Annotated in this window: 18 protein-coding genes and 2 pseudogenes; 14 read left to right on the top strand and 6 right to left on the bottom strand. The window is 58.2% G+C overall.

Features of this window, described 5'->3' with window-relative positions:
• Positions 1–441 precede the first annotated feature (441 nt).
• Positions 442–1,623: a hypothetical protein gene (locus tag RX328_RS17080; protein WP_213253509.1), complete on the bottom strand. Its 1,182-nt coding sequence runs from the start codon at positions 1,621–1,623 to the stop codon at positions 442–444.
• A 1,066-nt stretch (positions 1,624–2,689) separates the two neighbouring features.
• On the opposite strand from RX328_RS17080, the gene RX328_RS17075 reads away from it, so the two are divergent.
• The 4 genes and pseudogenes from RX328_RS17075 (at position 2,690) to RX328_RS43690 (ending at position 5,910) form a co-directional block, all read left to right on the top strand.
• Positions 2,690–2,896: a hypothetical protein gene (locus RX328_RS17075; RefSeq protein ID WP_213253508.1), complete on the top strand. Its 207-nt coding sequence runs from the start codon at positions 2,690–2,692 to the stop codon at positions 2,894–2,896.
• 1,466 nt (positions 2,897–4,362) lie between these two features.
• Positions 4,363–4,638, top strand: coding sequence for a hypothetical protein (locus RX328_RS17070; protein WP_213253506.1), 276 nt, complete (start codon positions 4,363–4,365; stop codon positions 4,636–4,638).
• A 722-nt stretch (positions 4,639–5,360) separates the two neighbouring features.
• On the top strand, positions 5,361–5,603 hold the full coding sequence (locus RX328_RS43695; RefSeq protein ID WP_409410862.1) for an ATP-binding protein: 243 nt from the start codon (positions 5,361–5,363) through the stop codon (positions 5,601–5,603).
• Positions 5,555–5,910 (top strand): annotated as a pseudogene (locus RX328_RS43690) (ATP-binding protein). Before RX328_RS43695 ends, RX328_RS43690 begins: the two are co-directional and overlap by 49 nt.
• Before the next feature lie 720 nt (positions 5,911–6,630).
• On the opposite strand, the gene RX328_RS17060 reads toward RX328_RS43690, so the two are convergent.
• Complete coding sequence (locus RX328_RS17060; protein WP_213253505.1) at positions 6,631–6,813, bottom strand: hypothetical protein; 183 nt, start codon at positions 6,811–6,813, stop codon at positions 6,631–6,633.
• A 1,575-nt stretch (positions 6,814–8,388) separates the two neighbouring features.
• Here RX328_RS17060 and RX328_RS17055 point away from each other — a divergent pair.
• The 4 genes from RX328_RS17055 (at position 8,389) to RX328_RS17040 (ending at position 10,225) form a co-directional block, all read left to right on the top strand.
• Positions 8,389–8,763 (top strand): DUF6894 family protein, encoded by a 375-nt coding sequence (locus RX328_RS17055; RefSeq protein WP_213253504.1) that lies wholly within the window; start codon positions 8,389–8,391, stop codon positions 8,761–8,763.
• A 161-nt stretch (positions 8,764–8,924) separates the two neighbouring features.
• Positions 8,925–9,191 (top strand): hypothetical protein, encoded by a 267-nt coding sequence (locus tag RX328_RS17050; RefSeq protein ID WP_213253503.1) that lies wholly within the window; start codon positions 8,925–8,927, stop codon positions 9,189–9,191.
• Between the two features lie 375 nt (positions 9,192–9,566).
• Positions 9,567–9,788, top strand: a complete 222-nt coding sequence (locus RX328_RS17045; RefSeq protein WP_213253502.1) for a hypothetical protein — start codon at positions 9,567–9,569, stop codon at positions 9,786–9,788.
• A 14-nt stretch (positions 9,789–9,802) separates the two neighbouring features.
• On the top strand, positions 9,803–10,225 hold the full coding sequence (locus tag RX328_RS17040; RefSeq protein ID WP_213253501.1) for a hypothetical protein: 423 nt from the start codon (positions 9,803–9,805) through the stop codon (positions 10,223–10,225).
• Positions 10,226–10,261: 36 nt separating this feature from the next.
• On the opposite strand, the pseudogene RX328_RS17035 reads toward RX328_RS17040, so the two are convergent.
• A pseudogene (locus tag RX328_RS17035) lies at positions 10,262–10,629 on the bottom strand (Ku protein); the annotation flags it as partial.
• A 178-nt stretch (positions 10,630–10,807) separates the two neighbouring features.
• Here RX328_RS17035 and RX328_RS17030 point away from each other — a divergent pair.
• The 4 genes from RX328_RS17030 to RX328_RS17020 all read left to right on the top strand — a co-directional run bounded on the left by RX328_RS17030 (position 10,808) and on the right by RX328_RS17020 (position 12,560).
• Entirely contained in the window at positions 10,808–10,927 is a 120-nt protein-coding gene (locus RX328_RS17030) for a hypothetical protein (protein ID WP_283772398.1), read from the top strand.
• Positions 10,928–10,971: 44 nt separating this feature from the next.
• Entirely contained in the window at positions 10,972–11,526 is a 555-nt protein-coding gene (locus RX328_RS43685; RefSeq protein ID WP_312018065.1) for a LysR substrate-binding domain-containing protein, read from the top strand.
• Between the two features lie 249 nt (positions 11,527–11,775).
• Positions 11,776–12,360, top strand: coding sequence for an alpha-hydroxy-acid oxidizing protein (locus RX328_RS43680; RefSeq protein ID WP_213253500.1), 585 nt, complete (start codon positions 11,776–11,778; stop codon positions 12,358–12,360).
• Positions 12,267–12,560, top strand: a complete 294-nt coding sequence (locus tag RX328_RS17020) for a hypothetical protein (RefSeq protein ID WP_213253528.1) — start codon at positions 12,267–12,269, stop codon at positions 12,558–12,560. Before RX328_RS43680 ends, RX328_RS17020 begins: the two co-directional genes overlap by 94 nt.
• A gap of 116 nt (positions 12,561–12,676) precedes the next feature.
• Here the strand turns inward: RX328_RS17020 and RX328_RS17015 are convergent, their stop codons facing one another.
• Positions 12,677–13,144, bottom strand: coding sequence for a metallophosphoesterase family protein (locus tag RX328_RS17015; RefSeq protein ID WP_213253499.1), 468 nt, complete (start codon positions 13,142–13,144; stop codon positions 12,677–12,679).
• A 76-nt stretch (positions 13,145–13,220) separates the two neighbouring features.
• The gene (locus RX328_RS17010) at positions 13,221–13,925 is read right to left on the bottom strand and encodes an SGNH/GDSL hydrolase family protein (protein ID WP_213253498.1); all 705 of its coding nucleotides are present in this window, start codon (positions 13,923–13,925) and stop codon (positions 13,221–13,223) included.
• A 723-nt stretch (positions 13,926–14,648) separates the two neighbouring features.
• On the opposite strand from RX328_RS17010, the gene RX328_RS17005 reads away from it, so the two are divergent.
• Both RX328_RS17005 and greA read left to right on the top strand, forming a co-directional pair.
• Entirely contained in the window at positions 14,649–16,157 is a 1,509-nt protein-coding gene (locus RX328_RS17005) for an ATP-binding protein (protein WP_213253497.1), read from the top strand.
• A gap of 244 nt (positions 16,158–16,401) precedes the next feature.
• Entirely contained in the window at positions 16,402–16,884 is a 483-nt protein-coding gene (greA, locus tag RX328_RS17000) for a transcription elongation factor GreA (RefSeq protein WP_213253496.1), read from the top strand.
• A gap of 170 nt (positions 16,885–17,054) precedes the next feature.
• On the opposite strand, the gene RX328_RS16995 is transcribed toward greA, so the two are convergent.
• Positions 17,055–17,249, bottom strand: coding sequence for a hypothetical protein (locus RX328_RS16995; protein WP_213253495.1), 195 nt, complete (start codon positions 17,247–17,249; stop codon positions 17,055–17,057).
• Positions 17,250–17,303: the final 54 nt, after the last annotated feature.

The following is a 17,303-nucleotide window of genomic DNA, read 5'->3' as shown; positions in this document are numbered from 1 at the left end:
CGCTCACGCTGGATGGGTGAGCCAGCCCGATGACGGGCGCATAAAGGCGAACAGTGGCGATACTAGGCTTTGTGTTCGCAAGTCCCACCTGTTGAGTGCTTTCTGCGCGTACCGCGGTATCTGTCACAAGCGACGGGGACATTGGCATGACGTATGCTGCAGTCGCGTTAGCCCTATCGGGGTTTGTGGTTGGCGTAGCGTTCCGCCTCAGAGCGCTCCTTTGGTTCTTGGCTCTGCTTCTGTTGGCCTCTGTTGTCTTTTCCTTCACCTATGGGTTTAGCTTTCTGAACGCCGCTCTGGCCGTGATGGCGGTGCAAGCTATCGTACAAGGCAGCTACTTTGTAGGACTGCTGGTCAGGGCTGCCTTAACTACAGCTCTCCGGGAGCGCGGAGTACTGAGATTCTGGGGTTCTCGATAGTGCAGCTTTTCTAAAAGCTCGCTTACGGCTTTTGGCAATCAGAATAAAACGTCCCGTTGGCGGCGTCGGTCCTTTCCAGGCACTGCGCAAGATCTGTCACTTGGCCGGCGATCGTGAAGTCGTATCCCTGGCTTCTTAGAACCAGCGCGTAGCGGCCAGCAGGCAGGGTGAAGTCAGCATGCTCTGGTTGTACCAGGAGCATTTCGGGATTCCCGGCAATCGGCCGCACTCTGAATTCATATGACAAATTTCGCATGTTCCAAGCATCCGACACCGGTGAAAAACTAGGTTTTCCCTTGGCATCGAATTTCAGGGCACGCACTACCCGTGCGACCACGCGAACCTCAATCCTATCGGGCGTGTTGCCTGCGAGATCGCGCCGGAACACCACGAACTTTGCTTTTCCGTCGGGAAGAACCGTGCTGCTGGATTGACCGATAGGTGTCGAAATCGCGACCCGCTTATCGGGCACCTGCTCTGGCAGAAGATGAAGTTCGCTCAAGCCGTTGTTGCTTAAAGCGTACACGCCATAATCATTGGGCAGCGGAAAAGGCTGCGTGGGTGCAACCGCGGTCTTCGCGTCAGGAGCAGCGGATTGTGGCTGAGGGGGAACCGGCGCCGGAGCTGCAGGCTTTGCGACCGCCAACGCCTCCATGCCGCCACGCAATGCAGATGTCTGTTGAATGGCCGTGTAGATAGCAAAGCCCGCCACTGCAATGAATAACGTCGTCCCGATCCAGTACCGGCTCGGCGCAGAAAGCAGCCGCCTGGCTTGAAATTCTAGCACCGGCGAGCTGTGCGCCCACGAATAAGTTCCATCGGCAGCCACGGTTCTTGGTGGCGGCTCTGGGCGGTGGATCTCCACCACCGAACGGGCCGGTGGCTCGTCTTGGGAGCTGCTGATCCCAATTTGCACAGATGGCGTCGGAGCGTGCAGACGATCCGTGTCGCGTGCCGAGAACTGCTCAACTCCTCGGATTGCCGTTTCGAGGGCAGACAAAAGCCGCGTTCGCTCCGCCTCGTCTGCCCATGACGCATCTATTTTCAGCCGAGCCCGGGCGAACTCGTAGATCGCAAGGCGCATCTGTGAAGGATCGTCCTTCACGGTGTTTATCATCCGCGAGAGGATCAGGGCGAATTCAACCGCCTGCTCATGAGGAGCGGCAGCCTTGTCCTGGTCGTGCGCTGGGAATTCTGGCTTCATGGTCCCGTGGGATTGCCTCTACCGATCTTGGGCAAGATATTGAAATAGCACAATATTAGGTTTCAGACGCTCGCGGCCGGTCCCGTGCACTTTCATGGTACACGCGGCAATCTCGGGAAAAAGCTGTTTCAGGACTTTCCTAAGACGGCAAGGTCGAACTGGTCTCTCAGGCATATGCCTTGGCCAACCGATCCGCACAGTTTATTGTCCGCATTTGCCTAGTGTCATCGTCCAAGGGATCAGGGATCATAAAATGCCGTACGCCATCAAGATCGCCCTCGTTGCTACGATCCTCGTAACACTGGGCGGCACATCAGACGAGGCGTCGGCTCGCGGACGCCTGTATCCCTTGACTCGCTGCGGGCCTGATCTCGCCTATCTCTGTCCCATCCGTGGCTACTTCGATCAGCCACCCTTCCATTACAATCTTGCTATCCACCCTGGTTGCATCAAGGTTGTCCGGGTCGAAACACCCTATGGGTCCGAACGTCGCCGTGCGATCGTTTGCGGAGCACCTGAAAGGCCGATGGTCTGGTGGTAAGACTAAAGGTCAACTTGGCGTGGGCATGCCGCGAGGTCCGCGTTACTTGCCCGGTCTCCTATTCACGTTTGGATTTGGAGACGGCACCAGATTTGGATTATTCCTGATCGGCCCGTTCAAATTGTTAACGGGCGCGCGGTCCCAGCTCCGTCCCGGATTCATGCCGGAATTGCGGATGAGATTGCCATAACCGTCCCTGGCGTTGGATACGCCATATTGCGCTAGTGCCGAATTGCTGCATGCAACCAGACAAAGAACCGCCAACGTGATTTTCATGGGCCCTCGCGTCGTTCAATGATTCTTATAGTCTAGAACGCGCAAAAATGCATCCCCAATCGGCGACATGGACCGCATCACCAAGCTCGAACCGCCTGTTGCAGGGCCTTCTCAGCCCTCGTCGCGGTTTGCACAGTTCCCCCACGATCCGCTAACAGCGGCTGGGCCACAAACATCCACCAGCAGGTATTCACCAACCTAAGCGGTGCTGGGATGATATGACGTTCCACAGCAGGATGGAGATACCGCATGGAATGGGTTCTTTTCGTTTCGTTACAATGGATCGTTCTTGGAAGCGCTACTCAGCCTACCACGCAGCTCATTCAACCATTTGCTTCAGAAGAGCTCTGTAACAAGGCAGCAGACGCAATCAGGGCTGAAATAAATGCACCAATTCCAAGCCAGCGGGTTCAAACGCTGGGACGAGTAGTTTGTCTCGTCCGCAAAGAAAAATGACAAAAAGACAAAGCCGAGCCGCCGCGATTGCTTGAGAACAAACTGACTGGCAAAGCCGCTCTATGGATCCTGCATCGCCTGTTGCTCTAGGCGTTCTTTTCAATCGAACGTAACAGACGCTGTCGGCACGCTATGTGACTTTGATTGCAAGGCCCTATAGGCGGCGCAGCCTGAAGAGAGACAATGCAGCCAAGCCTAAGCAATCACTTTTAAGCAGATACTTTTGAGGTCGTGGACGCCGCAACCTCTACTTTACAAGTGGTATCGTCTTGCCTTCTCGGCACGACCGACGATGTCCATCGTACGCCCTATAGGTTCCTGACGTTGCGTCGTACGTCCGGAAATTCGTGCAACCGGGCGGACCAACGATGCGGTTGCGGGCACGTTTCGGTACCGAGGCAGTTGTAGCCGGTCCTGCCCCAGAATTGCTGGTCTCGCTTGGTCCTCCCGGAGCTTGATTGGCTACGGCCTTTTGTTCTTCGTTCGTCGACCCTTGTGCGGCAGTGGGCTTCGCTTCTTTAGCGTCAGCTTTGTCATCATCAGCAGCAGTTGACTTCGCCTCCGCGGCGCTAGAATCGCGGTCCAAAGCCTTATGCCGTTCAATGAAACCCTTGCAGGTCATCGGGAAAACAGTTTCGCCCGAAGCGGTGAGCCCGATGGGGTTGCATCCACCAGGTGGCGGCTCGTTTTCATCAGAAGATTTTGCTGGCTGCTGCGTGTCTATCGGTTGGGCAAGCCCAGCGATACTCATCGCTGACAAAACGGACAACGTGGCGACGAAAGTCAGATGAATTGCAGACAAACGTCTCATTGCTATCAACTCAAGGAAACTGGACTAAGCTATACCAGGACCGATACAGCGCCTGTTCTAGGCAAGCTGATGGCATCATAAAGGACGCGACGCGGCCAATACATGGCACTAAACGGCTAACATTTTGCTGGCCGCATAGTGCCGGTCTTTCCAAGCCAAGCGATCGCGGCTGGATTTGCATTCTATTCTACTGGGACATCGCGGCAACGACCGAGATCAAACCAAACCCGCCGGGTCAGTGAGCCTCGATAAACAACGGGGTTCGACATTTAGCCCTTCATCCTCCGAGGCCCTTTGACCGCCGGCATTGGTAAGGCGACGACCTGGATAATCATGTTATTGTCTGTTTTTTCTATGCTTTTTGGCGCAAGCTGCGTACATATTGAACCTTTGGAATCAGCTACATGCGACGGCAATTAGTAAGACAAGCCGGCGGCCGATCAGTTCTCACCGCAACGCCTTGATCTTTGCGCGCCACTGAAGGGACACTTGTCCACCTGACCTCGAACAATCCGCCCGCAAGAGCGCTTCCTCCAATCCCGGAGCTTGCTTATACATTAATTAAACGAGACTGCAGCTGACGCCCGGAAGAAATTGTTCCACTAGTCCTACACGGGATTTCATGGCAATATCGATCGGCAAGGAATCTAGATCCATGAAAAATATCAAACTGATATTGACCTCCTCGTTGGTTGTCGCGGCGACCGCGGTAGCCACGATGAATTCGGCTGAAGCCCGCCGCATCCGGCACTTTTCCAACGAGTATGTGGTGAGTGCGGGCGTCTGTGGCGCTCCAACGTCAGGTGCCACTTACATTTATCCGGCGCCAAATTGGGAGCCGTTCTTTCAACGGCATGTCTACCGTTACGGCCCAATTTTGATTTGCGAGCCGACTTTTCAGACCACAAAAATCTTGTCCGTTCGTTACTAGCTGGCTGCGACATTCAGGTTGGTCAGCACTGGTCCGACAGCGGCGCGTGAAAGATATAGGTTCTAGACAGATGCCGGCGTTGGGAGTTTACTTCCAACCCACTCCAATATTCCCAAAATTGTGTCCCGGATTCCGACAATTTCGTGCGCGGAAGTTTCCGGGTTCCTCTGATTTGCGCTTGAGTCAGCATCGGACGTGTCGCTGCTGCGCCACGGCCCTCTGAAGTAACGGGAAGCTTTTCGCCTCCTCCGCGAGGCCCGCCTTCCCTGCAAGGATGTAGCGGCCAAAGGATCTTTCCGGCGTAGCTCGGTTATCTGCTGGCGGGCATGGATTGGCGCCATCCGCAGGAAAGTGTCGCTGCAGCAGGAAACACTCCCTTCAACAAGCTCAGTAGCCCGCCAGGATGGCAATGGCGTCCCCTCAGTCCTTCTTGAGCCTCTCGGCGAGGACCTCGATGGAAAACGCCCCGACCGGCTTCTTTTGCGCGTGGCACCCCGAAATGGACATCAGAATATTGGTGCCGCCGGCGCTTTTTGCGTTGCTGGATGATAAGCCCCCGGCATCCACCAACAGTCAGCTCAGCCTGCCATTTAGGCGAGTTTAACTGCGCCTTCCGAACAATTACTGAATGTGTACTGCTCTCTATTTTTAAGCTGATCGGTTTATTTGAATATTTCGGGAGCTTGATTTATTCGTCGGATCGATTTTCAGCTGCCTCGTAGATGACGCTCAAACTTGCTCGCTTCCCATTCGTTCGCGATCTGTCGGGGTTCGACTTCTCGGCCCAGCCCTCGCTGGGTCCCAAGCAGATATGCGAGCTTGCGAGCGCCCGCTGGATCGCGAATGGTGAGAACGTGCCGCTTGGGCACCTGGCGTTGGCAAGAAGTACCTTGCGGTCGCTCTTGGGCGCGAAGCGATCCTGGCTGGGCATTCCGTTCAGTTCGTCGCAGCCACGACTGTCGTAGCGCAGCTTGCCAAAGGTCGCAGCGAAGGTCGGCTCGAGGAGCGACTCGCGCAATTTGCCAAGCGAAAGCTCCTGATCATCGACGAACTCGGGTATCTGCCCTTTGAACCCAATGCCGCACATTGTTCTTCCAGATCGTTAGCCGTCGTACGAGAGGGGCGCGATCCTGCCGACCAGCAACCGCAGCGTCGGCGAGTGGGGCTCGGTCTTTCAGCGACCCCATGGTCGCCACCGCTATCCTTGATCGTCTGCTGCACCACAGTCACGTAATCACGATCCGCGGCGACAGCTATCGCTTGAAGGAGTAGCGCTGCAGCGGACTTCTGCAGAAACCCGCTGCACCAGAAGCCAAATCGGAGAAGAAGTCGTGAAGCAAGCCGCTCGCTCGCTACAGCGCTACGAGGGCGCGCTTCGCGAGCGGCTTGCTTCAGTCCTGCAAAAAACAAGGGAGTCACTTGCTCATGTCGCTGCGGGGTCAAATCCGGACGTCGCTTGACACGTAGTACTCGAAAGCACTGTGCCCCAGTCTACCTTTTGGCCGAACACCGGGCCGTATGGACGTAAAAGAAAAACTACGGTCGACACCTTAGCAGCCAGAAATACAGGCAATTACGCTGACTGGCCCTTTCTGAATCTCCGCCTGGCGAGCAACAGGTTTGGCCAATTGGTCGCCATTCTGGAAACGAGTTCGTCAGCTATATTTCCTCAATGTCGACGGTAGGCTTCGCAGTCAATTCGCAAGCGCCCGGAGTTTAGAGCGATGCATTCGGTTTCACGCACATCCGGCCCACCGCGAGGCACTGGCACTATATTCGGCAAGGGTTATGCTAGTCCGCCGTAGCCTTCCATGCAGAACCCTTTCAGCCTCACTGACGGAAGCCTCCTGGCGGGCCGGCTTGGCGCTTATATTCGCACCCATTTATCCTGCCGCACAAACATTACCTCGCGCAATTTCGTGCGCATCGGCTTTGAGGCCGGGAACGAACTGGCCACAATACATGCTGGTGGCCAGTCCTATTCCAGGCAACCTAGGGGCGCATTGAAAGTGATACGCCAAGCTTTGCAGCCATCACGCTCGTAGCGCCCGGAGTTCTTTTCAGAGACTTCGCTATATTTTTGACGCCAGCTTTTGCTTTCGCCATTGCCTTCATTTGCTTTACATCCGCTTTGGTCCACTCGCGGCGAACAATCTTCTTCTTAGCCTTAGCCATAGTTACTCCAGTTTTGAGGGAGCGGCCTTGTACCAAAATGCTGAGCCATGACAATGTCACAGGCAAGCTGACTCGCAATGAAATAACCAAGAATCGGCGCATGTGACGATCGCGTGAGGCGGCATGTTGTGCGCGTGTCAGCATCGGAAGGCAGGCCAGGTGGCCAGCGTTAGCTCTGGGCCATGGCTGGCCGGAACGTCCACAACACACGCCGCCCTGTAAAGCTTTTTGAAGGCCTCGGAAAACCAGCTAGCACCTAGCTGCCGGAATGCCTGCCGATGCGCACGTCTAAAACGTAGCTTATACAGTATCCCTGCGATCATCACGGGGTGGCTACACTTGTAGCCGATCGGCAAAAATTGGCCGCAAAGCTGTCAACGCCGGGCTGGATCGAACGATGCAGTAAGAGAGCAGCATTTCTTATCTGCTGCGGTTGCAGGTTTCGTGGCAGAAAAGCCACCCATCCAAATCTTCCACAAACGAGCCAGACGCAATGAGCCCACCTTGGAGCCGGTGGGGATCAGTCGTTTGTTCAAATCGCTTGATAAGATAAAGGAATCAGACCGACTGAGATCAGCTACGGCCACCGATCGCCGCGCTTGCTGGTACCATCATCTTTGAGTTTTTTGCAAGTGCTACCGCTTTTGAAAGGAATTCAAACTCCTCCCGGTGGCGAAATTACGCGTTATCGCATGACAAAGATTAAACCATTAGGGCCAGGTCATGCAATATCGCCACGCGGGTACTGTATGCGCCTCTGTCCGACAGTGCGGGCCGAGATGAGTTTGTCGGTCCAGGATGGATCGAGAGACTTGAAAGCTGCAAGCAAAGCTGCAAGCTAACTCTGTCCTAGTACGATCGTGGGCGTACCGCATTGGTAAGACTTCAGCCATGCAGCGTTCCATTGCATGGGCTTTGCGTCACTGGAGCCTCGGCGGCGCTTGATGGACGCATTTCCCTCAGCCGCGGAATTTTCCAGCGTCCGGCGACATCGTTGTTTGCAGCATCGACGGATTGAAGTCGGCCGCATATATTGTTTGGCAGAGGACCTGATCAGAAACTCAAAAATGTAAGTCTCTCGGAGGCTATCATGGATGGCTGTCGAAGCGAACGCGCACGTGCGCGGGCGCAATACCTTTTGGCTCAGATCGCACCGTTACCAGATGACTCTGAACTCCAGCGCTTGCGCGAACTCTCTATGATTTACATTCTTGAGGCCGAAAGGCTCGAACGAAAAACTGTCACCGCGCGGGAGGCTACGGAGCAGACCTCCGCAGCCTTAGATGCGATAGCCCGCGATTTTCTGCTCGGGCTCTTCGCAATAAGTCGAAAGGCTAGTTGGACGCGATGACCGTCGTTACCTGACCCTGAAGCCGCGAGGTCGCGCCGCGAGGGGGGCGGCGGCACTTGGCATTTGCGGAGTGAAACCGCGTCATAAACGTTCCTCGGTGAAACGAAACAATACTGGTAGGCGCTCTGCCGATCCGGGTGCAAAGTGCATTCATCACCGCACGATTTCGGCTGCGGGTGACTGAGAGACGCTACCGCGCTCCCGCCACAACTGGGAGCATTGGCATGACGCGATACTTTTTTGACGTCCTCACTGATGGCAAGATAATGCCCGAAGAAGGTATGATCCTGCCCAACATGGATGCGGCACGAACAGAAGCGACCTGCGCCATCGCCGATCTTGCGCGCGATACGCTTCGCTCGGGAGGCTTCCCACGCGAAGGCGTCGAAGTGCGAACGTCTGACGGACCGGCGTTCGAAGCAGCTTTGCTATGGAATTATGGCAGAGTCGTTGAGCCGCCTCAGACGCGGATTCTAATCGCGCTCGAATGTCGCCTCTTGGCACGTTTGAGACATGGCGACGGGCCTGACAATGTCCGTTTTCCAGGGGAAGACCGGAAGTGGTCGGTCGACGACCAAACTAACGCAATTGACCCATAACAAATGAAGGCGATAAGCTGACATTTACGCTGTGAGTTTGGGCTTTCTAATTTGCCCGGCCTCTGACGCGGCGCTTCCATCGATGTGTTAGTCTACGCTGTTCCGCTTGCTGGGAACGAGCGGCCACCCGATATGCGGTTGCGGATTGGCTGGAGGCGTAGGTGATTTTCTTAGATTTCATTCTTGACATCGTAGGGTACACGACAACGCGATTATTGCTTCCAACCTTGACCTTTCAGAAAGTCAAAGTTGACGTTCTTTCTTCAGACGAAGCCTGCTTCAACTGGTTGGGCTTTAAACGCTTGCCCAACGGCGCATTGCTGTGCGACGCAGATTCGGCCGGATGGATAGGCGCATTCTTGGCTGATCGTCCTCGCCGGGGCTTCAGCCAGCTTGATGCCAGCGGGACGGTTCGGCGCAGTCCCTGATTTGGTGTGCCCGTCGATTTCGACGCACCATTTCCATTTCCCGCCGATGCTCAGGATGACACTGTACTGCTTGCCCGATATTTCATTCGCGCACCTTGACCCGACCTATAGGGCCGTGCCCGCCATCTTTTCCTAGCGCGATTGCCCGTCCTCGCAAGAGCCGCTGTAATCCTCGCCATGGCCAACAAATCGCGCGAGGTAATCTGGGGCGGCAGATGGGCGCGAAAATGCGCGCCGAGACCGCCCGCAATCCGGACGCTGCGCGGGTGGGCCATCTCGGTGCTACAGGAAGCCGTTCTTCTCTTGAAAGAACACAACTTCGGGCCGATACTGGATCGAAGTCCTTGGCTATCACAGCAATCCGAGGAGGCGATCATGGCAATCCAGATCGTGATGGACCGCACCGGCGACAGCCGTCATCACTTCAACTCCCACGACGCACGAGAACTAGCGAAGGCGCAGCAGCGGTTCTACGAGCTGACGAAGGTCGGCTTCACCGCGGCGGTCCGGACCGCTCCAGGTCAGGTCTGCCAGATCCGATCGTTCGACCCGAACGCGGAAGAGACCGTTTTCTTCCCCAGGCTGGTCGGCGGGTAGTCGGTCTTTCTGCCATGTTCGGCTTTCGACCGCTGCCGCCAGGTGGCCGCTCCCGCAGAAGAGCGACGCGAGCCCTGTTTATCATGCACGGCGCCGAGGGCACGCCGGAGGGCCGGTCGCTGCGGCTACTGCGAAAATGGCTGTCGCCGAGCCAGTTGGAGCAGTTCGGCAGACGGGGCTACTTTGAGGTCGTCGGAAGTGACAGCGGAAAGCGGTACAGGATCCACGCCGGGGCCTCGGTGAACGTGTGCGAGGTTGACGAAAGAGGTCGCCTGCAGGAGGGGTTGTGTTTCATGCCGATCGGCGCGCTGCCGATCGGAGATGTCATGCTCGCCCAGAAGATCGCGCTGGAGACATGCGAGGACAAGGCGCGCGGCGTGGCCCGCAGGTTCACTCCGAACGGTTTCCATTTCAGAGAAACCCGACCTCTCGGCTGACGCCGCGGACCTCATCGCGGCTGGGGCGGAGCCGTTCTATGCCGACTCCCGCTGCGGCTTCGGCGTCGTCTTCTTGGCGGCGTTCTTCGCCGGCTTCTTACCGGAGATCGCCAGCAGCATCTCCTTCTGTCCGGCCGCCACTTTCCTCGGCTTTCTTCGTGGCCTTTGATGGCTGCTCGCCAACGCTCCGGCGCAGCGCCTCCATCAGGTCGATGACGTTGCCGGCGGCGGGACGCCCCTTTGGAGTGATTGGCTTGCCGGCGCGCTTCTGGTTGATGAGGTCAATCAAGGCCGTTTCGTACTGGTCCTCGAACTTCTCGGGTTCGAACCGGCCGCTTCTGGTTCACGATGTGCTTGGCGAGATCGAGCATATCCTTGATAACTTTGACGTCCTGGATTTGCTCGATGTCATTGGGCTTCCCATCGGTCAGCACCAACAGCAGCTTCTTGCGCTGGGGTTGACGGGCAAGCTCGGCAGCGGCATGGAGCACCGCCGCGCCGATGGGCGTGTAATAACCCGGCTTGAGCGGCATCTCCGGCCGGGTATCGGTCGGAGTCATCACGTCGGTAGCACAACGCACGATGGCGAGTTCTTCCGCAACCGTGGCGCAGCTCTATCCGGAGATCACGCTCTCGGTCTGCGAGGGATACACCGAAACGTTGACCGACTGGGTAAATTCCGGACAGCTCGATTTGCGCTGATCAACGTCCCGCGCCGTTGCGTTTCGCTCGCCGCGCACCATGTCATGGACGAAGAAATGGTGTTCGCGTGTCGAAAGGATGCGCCGATCAAGCCGTCGGCGAAGCTGCGGTTCGGGCATCTGGCCGAGTTTGATCTGGTCATGCCGTCGAGGCGGCACGGCCTGCGCATGATCCTCGAGGAGCATGCCGCCGCAGCGGGCATCGAATTGAAGCCGCGGCTGGAGCTCGACACTCTGCCCGCACTCTGCGATGTGATTGCGACCACGCAACCTAGTGACCGTGTTGCCGACGATTGCGTTGCAGCAGTCGCTGGCAGATGGCAGAGTGAAGGCGCATCGCTTTGCGAACCGCGGATTGTCCGGTCGATCGCCTCGGTCCATCATTCACGCCGGATGGTATCCGCAGCTGCCCGGGCCGCGCTCCATACTATTGGCCACGAGTGGTCGAGACCGCGACATCTGCGAGCAGTTACGTGCAGCCTGGTTCGGGAATGGCTGCGAGGCGTCGGAACTTACCGCGCGGCAAGTCGCGATCGGTGCATTCCTGACGCACCAGTAAAAGCTATGGGACGCATCATCGGTAATTATTTGCTGAGATGATACGCCGCGTCATATGGTAGTACCCGGCGCAAAGAGGGGCAGTTCTCATGACGGGCGATCTTCGCATCTCTTCACCGCGCGCACGGCTGGGGCGCCGGCAGCGGAACGAGTCCCGAGGCTTGCCTGCGGCAGCGTTTGCCGACACTGGATGATATCGAGCGCCGCACCCGCCGCCGCGCGCTTTGCCTTCGACTTCTCGAGGGCGGTACGGGGGCGATCTGAACACCGGGCGCAATCGAGAGGCGCTCGATGCGGTGGAATTGGGTTCCGCGCTACGGCAGGCCCGGTCCCGTGCAGACCGAGATTGAGCTATTCGGGGTCCGTTGCCGCGCCAATCGGCATTTCTCCGGTCGGGTCGACGGCGTGATCCGGCCCGGCGCCACGCGGATTCTCGCAAACGCCGCCGGCAAGGCACGAATTCCTCATATTACCGGCACGCTGGGCACCGCCACGATCGAAGATGTCGTCGAGCTTGCCGGCCCCTACGCCTGGTTTCAGCTTTACGGATTGCCTGCCGACGACCACGCCGTCACGTTCGATCTGATCAAGCGGGCCCGCGCAGCCGGCGCGCGGATAATAGCTGGGACACTGGATACGCCGGTCCGCTCCAAACGGCCGCGTGACCTGCGCAACGGTCTGGTAGTCCCGTTCCGCCCCACGCCAAAGACCATCTGGAAGTGGCATTGTCGCCGTCATGGCTACTTGCGCTCGCCACAGCCGGCGCGCCGGCATTTCGTAATATGGAGCGCTATGTCGAAAAGCCGGCAACGCTGGCGAACACGGCCGGTTTTGTGCAGAGCCGGATCAAGGGCACATTTTCGTGGGATGTCGTAAAGCGGATGCGGGATGCCTGGCCGGGCGCGCTGGTCGTAATCGACCATGCCCAATGTTCTGGTCGTGAAGCCGAGCAAGATTCCGGCGTCCAACGTGCAGGAAGCAATGGTCAAGATCATGTCCGATCCGGCGGTGCAGAACGGATGATCAATATCGGGCCGACCCGATCTACACAAGCCAGGCCGAGTTCAAGCCTCTGATCTCGTCGGAAGCGATCAAATGGCGAAATCTCATCAAGGAAGCCGGAATGTCCACCAACTGACAACAATTCGGAAGAATAGCGGCTGATGAAGTGCAAGCGAAGAAGCCTTGCCGGTCAGCTCGCACCTACGATATCGTGAATTAGTGGTCTGGGGCCGCTTGCCGTTAGATCCAATGTCGCCAGGGTGACAGGCAAGTTGAAACGTCGTGGTCCAGCGCTGCCCGGGTTGAGATAGAGCACCCCACCAACAGTCTCGATCCGCGGACGATGCGAGTGGCCGGAAATGACGACGTCGATCCCATACAACATCGGATCGAACTGCAGTTCATGGATGTCGTGCAGGACGTAGATGGAATGCCCGCCGAGTCTCACCGTTTGGGTGTCCGCATAATGCTTCGCCCAGGGACCGGTGTCGACATTCCCTCTGATCGCAGTGACGGGCGCAATCCGCCTGAGGCCGGCGATGACATCTCGTCGACCGATATCACCAGCATGGACGATATGTGCCACGCCGGCGAGACGTTGCTCGATCTGCGGGCGTAGGAGTCCGTGGGTATCCGAAATGACTCCAATCCTGAGCACCGCGTCAGCATCCCTGGTTGCCCGACCTCCAGCTCAACGAGGCGGCTGGTGCATAATGGGGTCATCTTACCTGTGCTTACGGGTCGGCGAAAACGTCGGCGCTTGGCTTCTGTCCGCCCACGAACCTGGCAATCGTCCGCGCGATCTTGAGGCCACCCGTCGTCGAGGGCTCTATAGCGTTCGCGAAATCGCTGTCCTCGCTGCAAACGAGCCGTAGGTCGATCAGAGATGCGCCCGCCGAAAACGCCTCCCTTGTGATCACATCGTTTAGGATGCTGAGGGCGGTCGCAGCCGATCGCCGCCGCGCCGGGTCGGGGAAGCGGGGCTCGTAAATGGTACAGACCGCGATGGCAGCATTTTGTCCGGAGAGAAGTTTCATCATCGAAGCATAATTTTGGCGGAAGCCTTCGGCTATGAGCCGTAGCCTCTCCAGTGCACCCGAGACATCGGAAACTCTTTCTTCCAGTACTCCAGAGGCTATGAGCGCGTCGTTTCCTCCAATACTCACCACGACGTGAGTGGCGGCCTGGGGTGCCCGACCAAGCTGGGCATGAATATCGGATATAACGGCGCCATCTCTCGCAAGGAAGCTGATCTCTATCATGGGCATCAGCGATTGAAGCTGAGCTCGGACGTCCGGCGCTCCGCTCACATAAGCGCCGTTGTCAAAAATGGAATCGCCAAGCATCAATACGTGTTTCATCGGGCTGGCTTCGGTCCTGCCTGCAATGCTGACCGCCAGTACCGCTCCTGCCTTCAAGATACTGCGCCGGCTGGCCATTGCGCTCTCGTGATCGCGGTGAAAGTGAACCGGCCTCTCTGATCGGCTTGGAATGGCTTGTATTATCTTTCTTCCGCACGTTGAGAAAACCACGGCAGCCATAGCTAGTTCCAACGTAAACTAGAGGCGCGACACACTCGATGAGTACTGGGAACTAACAACCGTACTTCGAATTTCCCGAAAGTTGCCTCGAAGCGCGAGTCAATGGTTAGGCATCTATCCCGAACGAGCGAGAAGGGACGCGGAAGCTGGTGTTAGCCGGTTCGGTTACGTCCGCACGATCGTTGTGAGGCTGTTTTCATGGTTCGCAGTGCCGCATTTGGCCGAAGCAACGCAGCGGCTTTTAGATGCCGGTGTGTTGCGGATCGAAAAGCAAGGACCGCCTTCGGGTTGCTGTAACGTGCTGGTGGCAAACGGCAACTAGCCAACCGGCGCTTTGCGGACTCTCCGGTGAAACATGAATTACTTTCAGTTGCGCCTCCTTCTGGCCAATGCGGGGCGGACTCGTTCGAGCACTGCTACCGCGCAAGGTCCCTCGCTAGTCCTCTAGAGATATTCAACATGCAAGCAACTTGGCTATCGTTGATGGTCTGCGAGGTGCACAAGTCGTGCACACGCTGGCTTCTAACGCCGTGGAGAACACGGAGTAGTCGGCCATGGGCGCTCGACGGACGGCGATCAGGTTGTTAAGCCCGCCTCCGCAAGGAGACTTTGAGTCGAGACATGACCGTTGCGATCGAGATGGGACACACGACGGCAGGCGCCCCAGCGACTCTGGACCTTGAGGAACTGCTGGCGACTCGTCTGCTGGTGCAGGGCAATTCGGGTTCAGGCAAATCCCATCTGCTGCGCCGGCTGCTGGAACAGAGTGCCCCCTGGGTGCAGCAGACCATCATCGACCCCGAAGGCGACTTCGTGGCGCTTGCCGACCGTTTCGGCCACCTGTTGATCGATGCCGAGGACCATACCGAGCGCGGCCTGCAGGTCGCCGGCGAGCGCGCGCGCATCCATCGCGTCTCCACGGTGCTCAATCTCGAGGGGCTCGACGCCGAGAACCAGATGCGGCGCGCCGCCGCCTTTCTCGGCGGGCTTTTCGAGGTCGCTCGCGACCACTGGTACCCGATGTTGGTGGTGGTGGATGAGGCGCAGCTCTTCGCGCCGGCAGTCGCCGGCGAGGTTTCGGACGAGGCGCGCAAGCTCTCGCTCGGCGCCATGACAAACCTGATGTGCCGTGGCCGCAAACGCGGGCTTGCGGGGGTCATCGCCACCCAGCGACTGGCGAAGCTCGCCAAGAACGTCGCGGCCGAGGCGTCCAATTTCCTCATGGGCCGAACCTTTCTGGATATCGACATGGCGCGCGCCGCCGACCTTCTGGGCATGGAACGGCGACAGGCAGAGGCTTTCCGGGATCTGGAGCGCGGGCATTTCATGGCGCTGGGACCGGCCCTCTCCCGCCGTCCGCTGGGGCTGCGCATTGGTCCAACGGACACCACGCCGCGCGACGCGACCCCGCGCCTGATGCCTCTGCCGGAAGCGACACCGGACGCACGCGCCATCATCCTGGCAGCGTCGCCGCTCGAGAATAATCGGCCCCAGCGCCGGTCGCCGCCGGACCTCCTCGGCCAACTCATGGCGGCGAAAGCCGCGGCGCTGGAGATCCGTCCCGAAGCTGTGGAGCAGCCACTCGGCGCTGAGGAACTGGCGGAGCGGCGTGAGCGAGTGGATCGTATTCTGCGCGCCGTCATGGCGGAACCCGAGGCCGGATTCCGTGCCATCGGCGTCCTCTATCAGGAGTTCGTGGTCCGCTGCCGAATAGAGGGCCTCGGTTCGGCCGTGCCGGAGCTGGGTGACTTCCGTCGCATGCTGACGCGCGCCCGCGCCGGGCTCGGCTCCGATATGGCAGAGGATGACGGGTGGCAGGATGTCTCGGTCCGAGCCTCACTTCTGCCGGAGGATATGCAAGGCGTCTTCATGATGATCGCCCGCGCCGCCAAGGAAGGTTGGCCTTGCCCAGGCGATGCAGCGATTGCGCGCGCCTATGGCTCACATTCGTTGCGCCGTGCACGGCGTCTGCTGACCTACATCGAGGAGCAGGGCCTCATCGTTTGCCAGCTTGACGGTGCCGGTCGGCGGATCGTGACGCTTGTCGAACTGGCCTGGGCGACGGCACCGGGCGACCCCAATGCCGAGGAACTGCCGGCGGGGCAAGGCTGCAGCAGTTCGGCTGTGTGATGCGCGGTCGAGCGCGCCCTCAGAAAATACCACGCATCAAGCCGTGGCTGTCTGCAGCAGAGGACTGCCACAGGGCTTCTGTCGAGTGATACACAAACGAGGTAACTTGATAACGGCGCCCGTCTCGCTCCGCGGTATATGATTCGTAGAAGTCGCTGAGCGTTGCGCTGCAGTTCCTTTGACGAGTCCGCGCTCTTGTCGCCAACCGCTTTTTTGCATATCTCCCTCAAAAGGAGTCCTGAGCTTGAGCGTTGCCTTTACCAAGGAAGACAGTGCCGAAACTGCGTCGGAGACTTTGCTTCCCGACCGCCCGGTTTCACCCGATCCGAACCTTCTTACGGAAGCGGGATTAAAGGCTCTGGAATTTCAGCTCCACCAGGCTCGCGAGGCATACGAGACTGCGCAAAAAATCGAAGACGTGAACGAACGACGGCGGCAAGCAGCAACCCCTTTGCGTGATGTGCGCTACTTTGCGGCGAGAGTTCGGACCGCTCAGGTCATCCCCAATCCGACGTCAAATGAAACTGTCGCCTTTGGGAGCACAGTGACGTTCGAGCGAGACGATGGGCGCGTACAGAAATATCGTATTGTGGGAGAGGACGAAGCGGACCCCAAGGCCGGTTCGATTTCCTTCGCATCACCAGTGGCAAGGCTTCTGATGGGCAAAGCTGTTGGGGATGTCGTCGGCACATCCGGTCAGGAGCTTGAGATCGTTGCGATCTCGTAGCGTGCCCACACCGCCAACCAACACCGAGAGCGAGTTTCTTCCGAAACCGCCATATGTCGAGCATCATCAGGCAAGCAGGTATCGAGCCTCAATGAGCGAGGTTCGACGCTGGGCTATCTGTTGTTCGCACCATGAAGCGCGCCGAGACGCTAGTGTCCTGAATCTGAAGTTCAGCAGACGCGCCCGGGCCTCGAGATTAACGAGCGGGCGCTCTTGTCGGAGCGGCTCCGCAGTTCTGCAGCCCGCTCTTCACGCTCCTTCTTGGAAAATTCGCGCTCCCGTCGCTCGAAGGCGGCGAGCTCTTTTTTTGCCATCTCAAGAAAGCGGTCGCGTGGTGTTACTGCCAGTTGAGCAAGTCCCGTCATTATACACCCCCGTCCAGGCCCCCGGCCCATCCTACCCAAGTGCTGGAACCCGGA

Origin of the sequence: Bradyrhizobium sp. sBnM-33 (genome assembly GCF_032917945.1) — a bacterium.
Lineage (GTDB): Bacteria > Pseudomonadota > Alphaproteobacteria > Rhizobiales > Xanthobacteraceae > Bradyrhizobium.
This window is presented reverse-complemented; position numbering and strand designations above follow the sequence as displayed.

Excerpts from the sequence above, each read along its gene's own strand:
- RX328_RS43695 (WP_409410862.1), top strand. The coding sequence starts at position 5,361 with ATGACGCTCAAACTTGCTCGCTTCCCATTCGTTCGCGATCTGTCGGGG.
- RX328_RS17075 (WP_213253508.1), top strand. The coding sequence starts at position 2,690 with ATGGAATGGGTTCTTTTCGTTTCGTTACAATGGATCGTTCTTGGAAGC.
- RX328_RS43685 (WP_312018065.1), top strand. The coding sequence starts at position 10,972 with ATGGACGAAGAAATGGTGTTCGCGTGTCGAAAGGATGCGCCGATCAAG.
- RX328_RS17055 (WP_213253504.1), top strand. The coding sequence starts at position 8,389 with ATGACGCGATACTTTTTTGACGTCCTCACTGATGGCAAGATAATGCCC.
- RX328_RS16995 (WP_213253495.1), bottom strand. The coding sequence starts at position 17,249 with ATGACGGGACTTGCTCAACTGGCAGTAACACCACGCGACCGCTTTCTT.
- RX328_RS17045 (WP_213253502.1), top strand. The coding sequence starts at position 9,567 with ATGGCAATCCAGATCGTGATGGACCGCACCGGCGACAGCCGTCATCAC.
- RX328_RS17005 (WP_213253497.1), top strand. The coding sequence starts at position 14,649 with ATGACCGTTGCGATCGAGATGGGACACACGACGGCAGGCGCCCCAGCG.
- RX328_RS17010 (WP_213253498.1), bottom strand. The coding sequence starts at position 13,925 with ATGGCCAGCCGGCGCAGTATCTTGAAGGCAGGAGCGGTACTGGCGGTC.
- RX328_RS17030 (WP_283772398.1), top strand. The coding sequence starts at position 10,808 with ATGGCGAGTTCTTCCGCAACCGTGGCGCAGCTCTATCCGGAGATCACG.
- RX328_RS17020 (WP_213253528.1), top strand. The coding sequence starts at position 12,267 with ATGGAGCGCTATGTCGAAAAGCCGGCAACGCTGGCGAACACGGCCGGT.
- RX328_RS17080 (WP_213253509.1), bottom strand. The coding sequence starts at position 1,623 with ATGAAGCCAGAATTCCCAGCGCACGACCAGGACAAGGCTGCCGCTCCT.
- RX328_RS43680 (WP_213253500.1), top strand. The coding sequence starts at position 11,776 with ATGCGGTGGAATTGGGTTCCGCGCTACGGCAGGCCCGGTCCCGTGCAG.
- RX328_RS17070 (WP_213253506.1), top strand. The coding sequence starts at position 4,363 with ATGAAAAATATCAAACTGATATTGACCTCCTCGTTGGTTGTCGCGGCG.
- RX328_RS17040 (WP_213253501.1), top strand. The coding sequence starts at position 9,803 with ATGTTCGGCTTTCGACCGCTGCCGCCAGGTGGCCGCTCCCGCAGAAGA.
- RX328_RS17060 (WP_213253505.1), bottom strand. The coding sequence starts at position 6,813 with ATGGCTAAGGCTAAGAAGAAGATTGTTCGCCGCGAGTGGACCAAAGCG.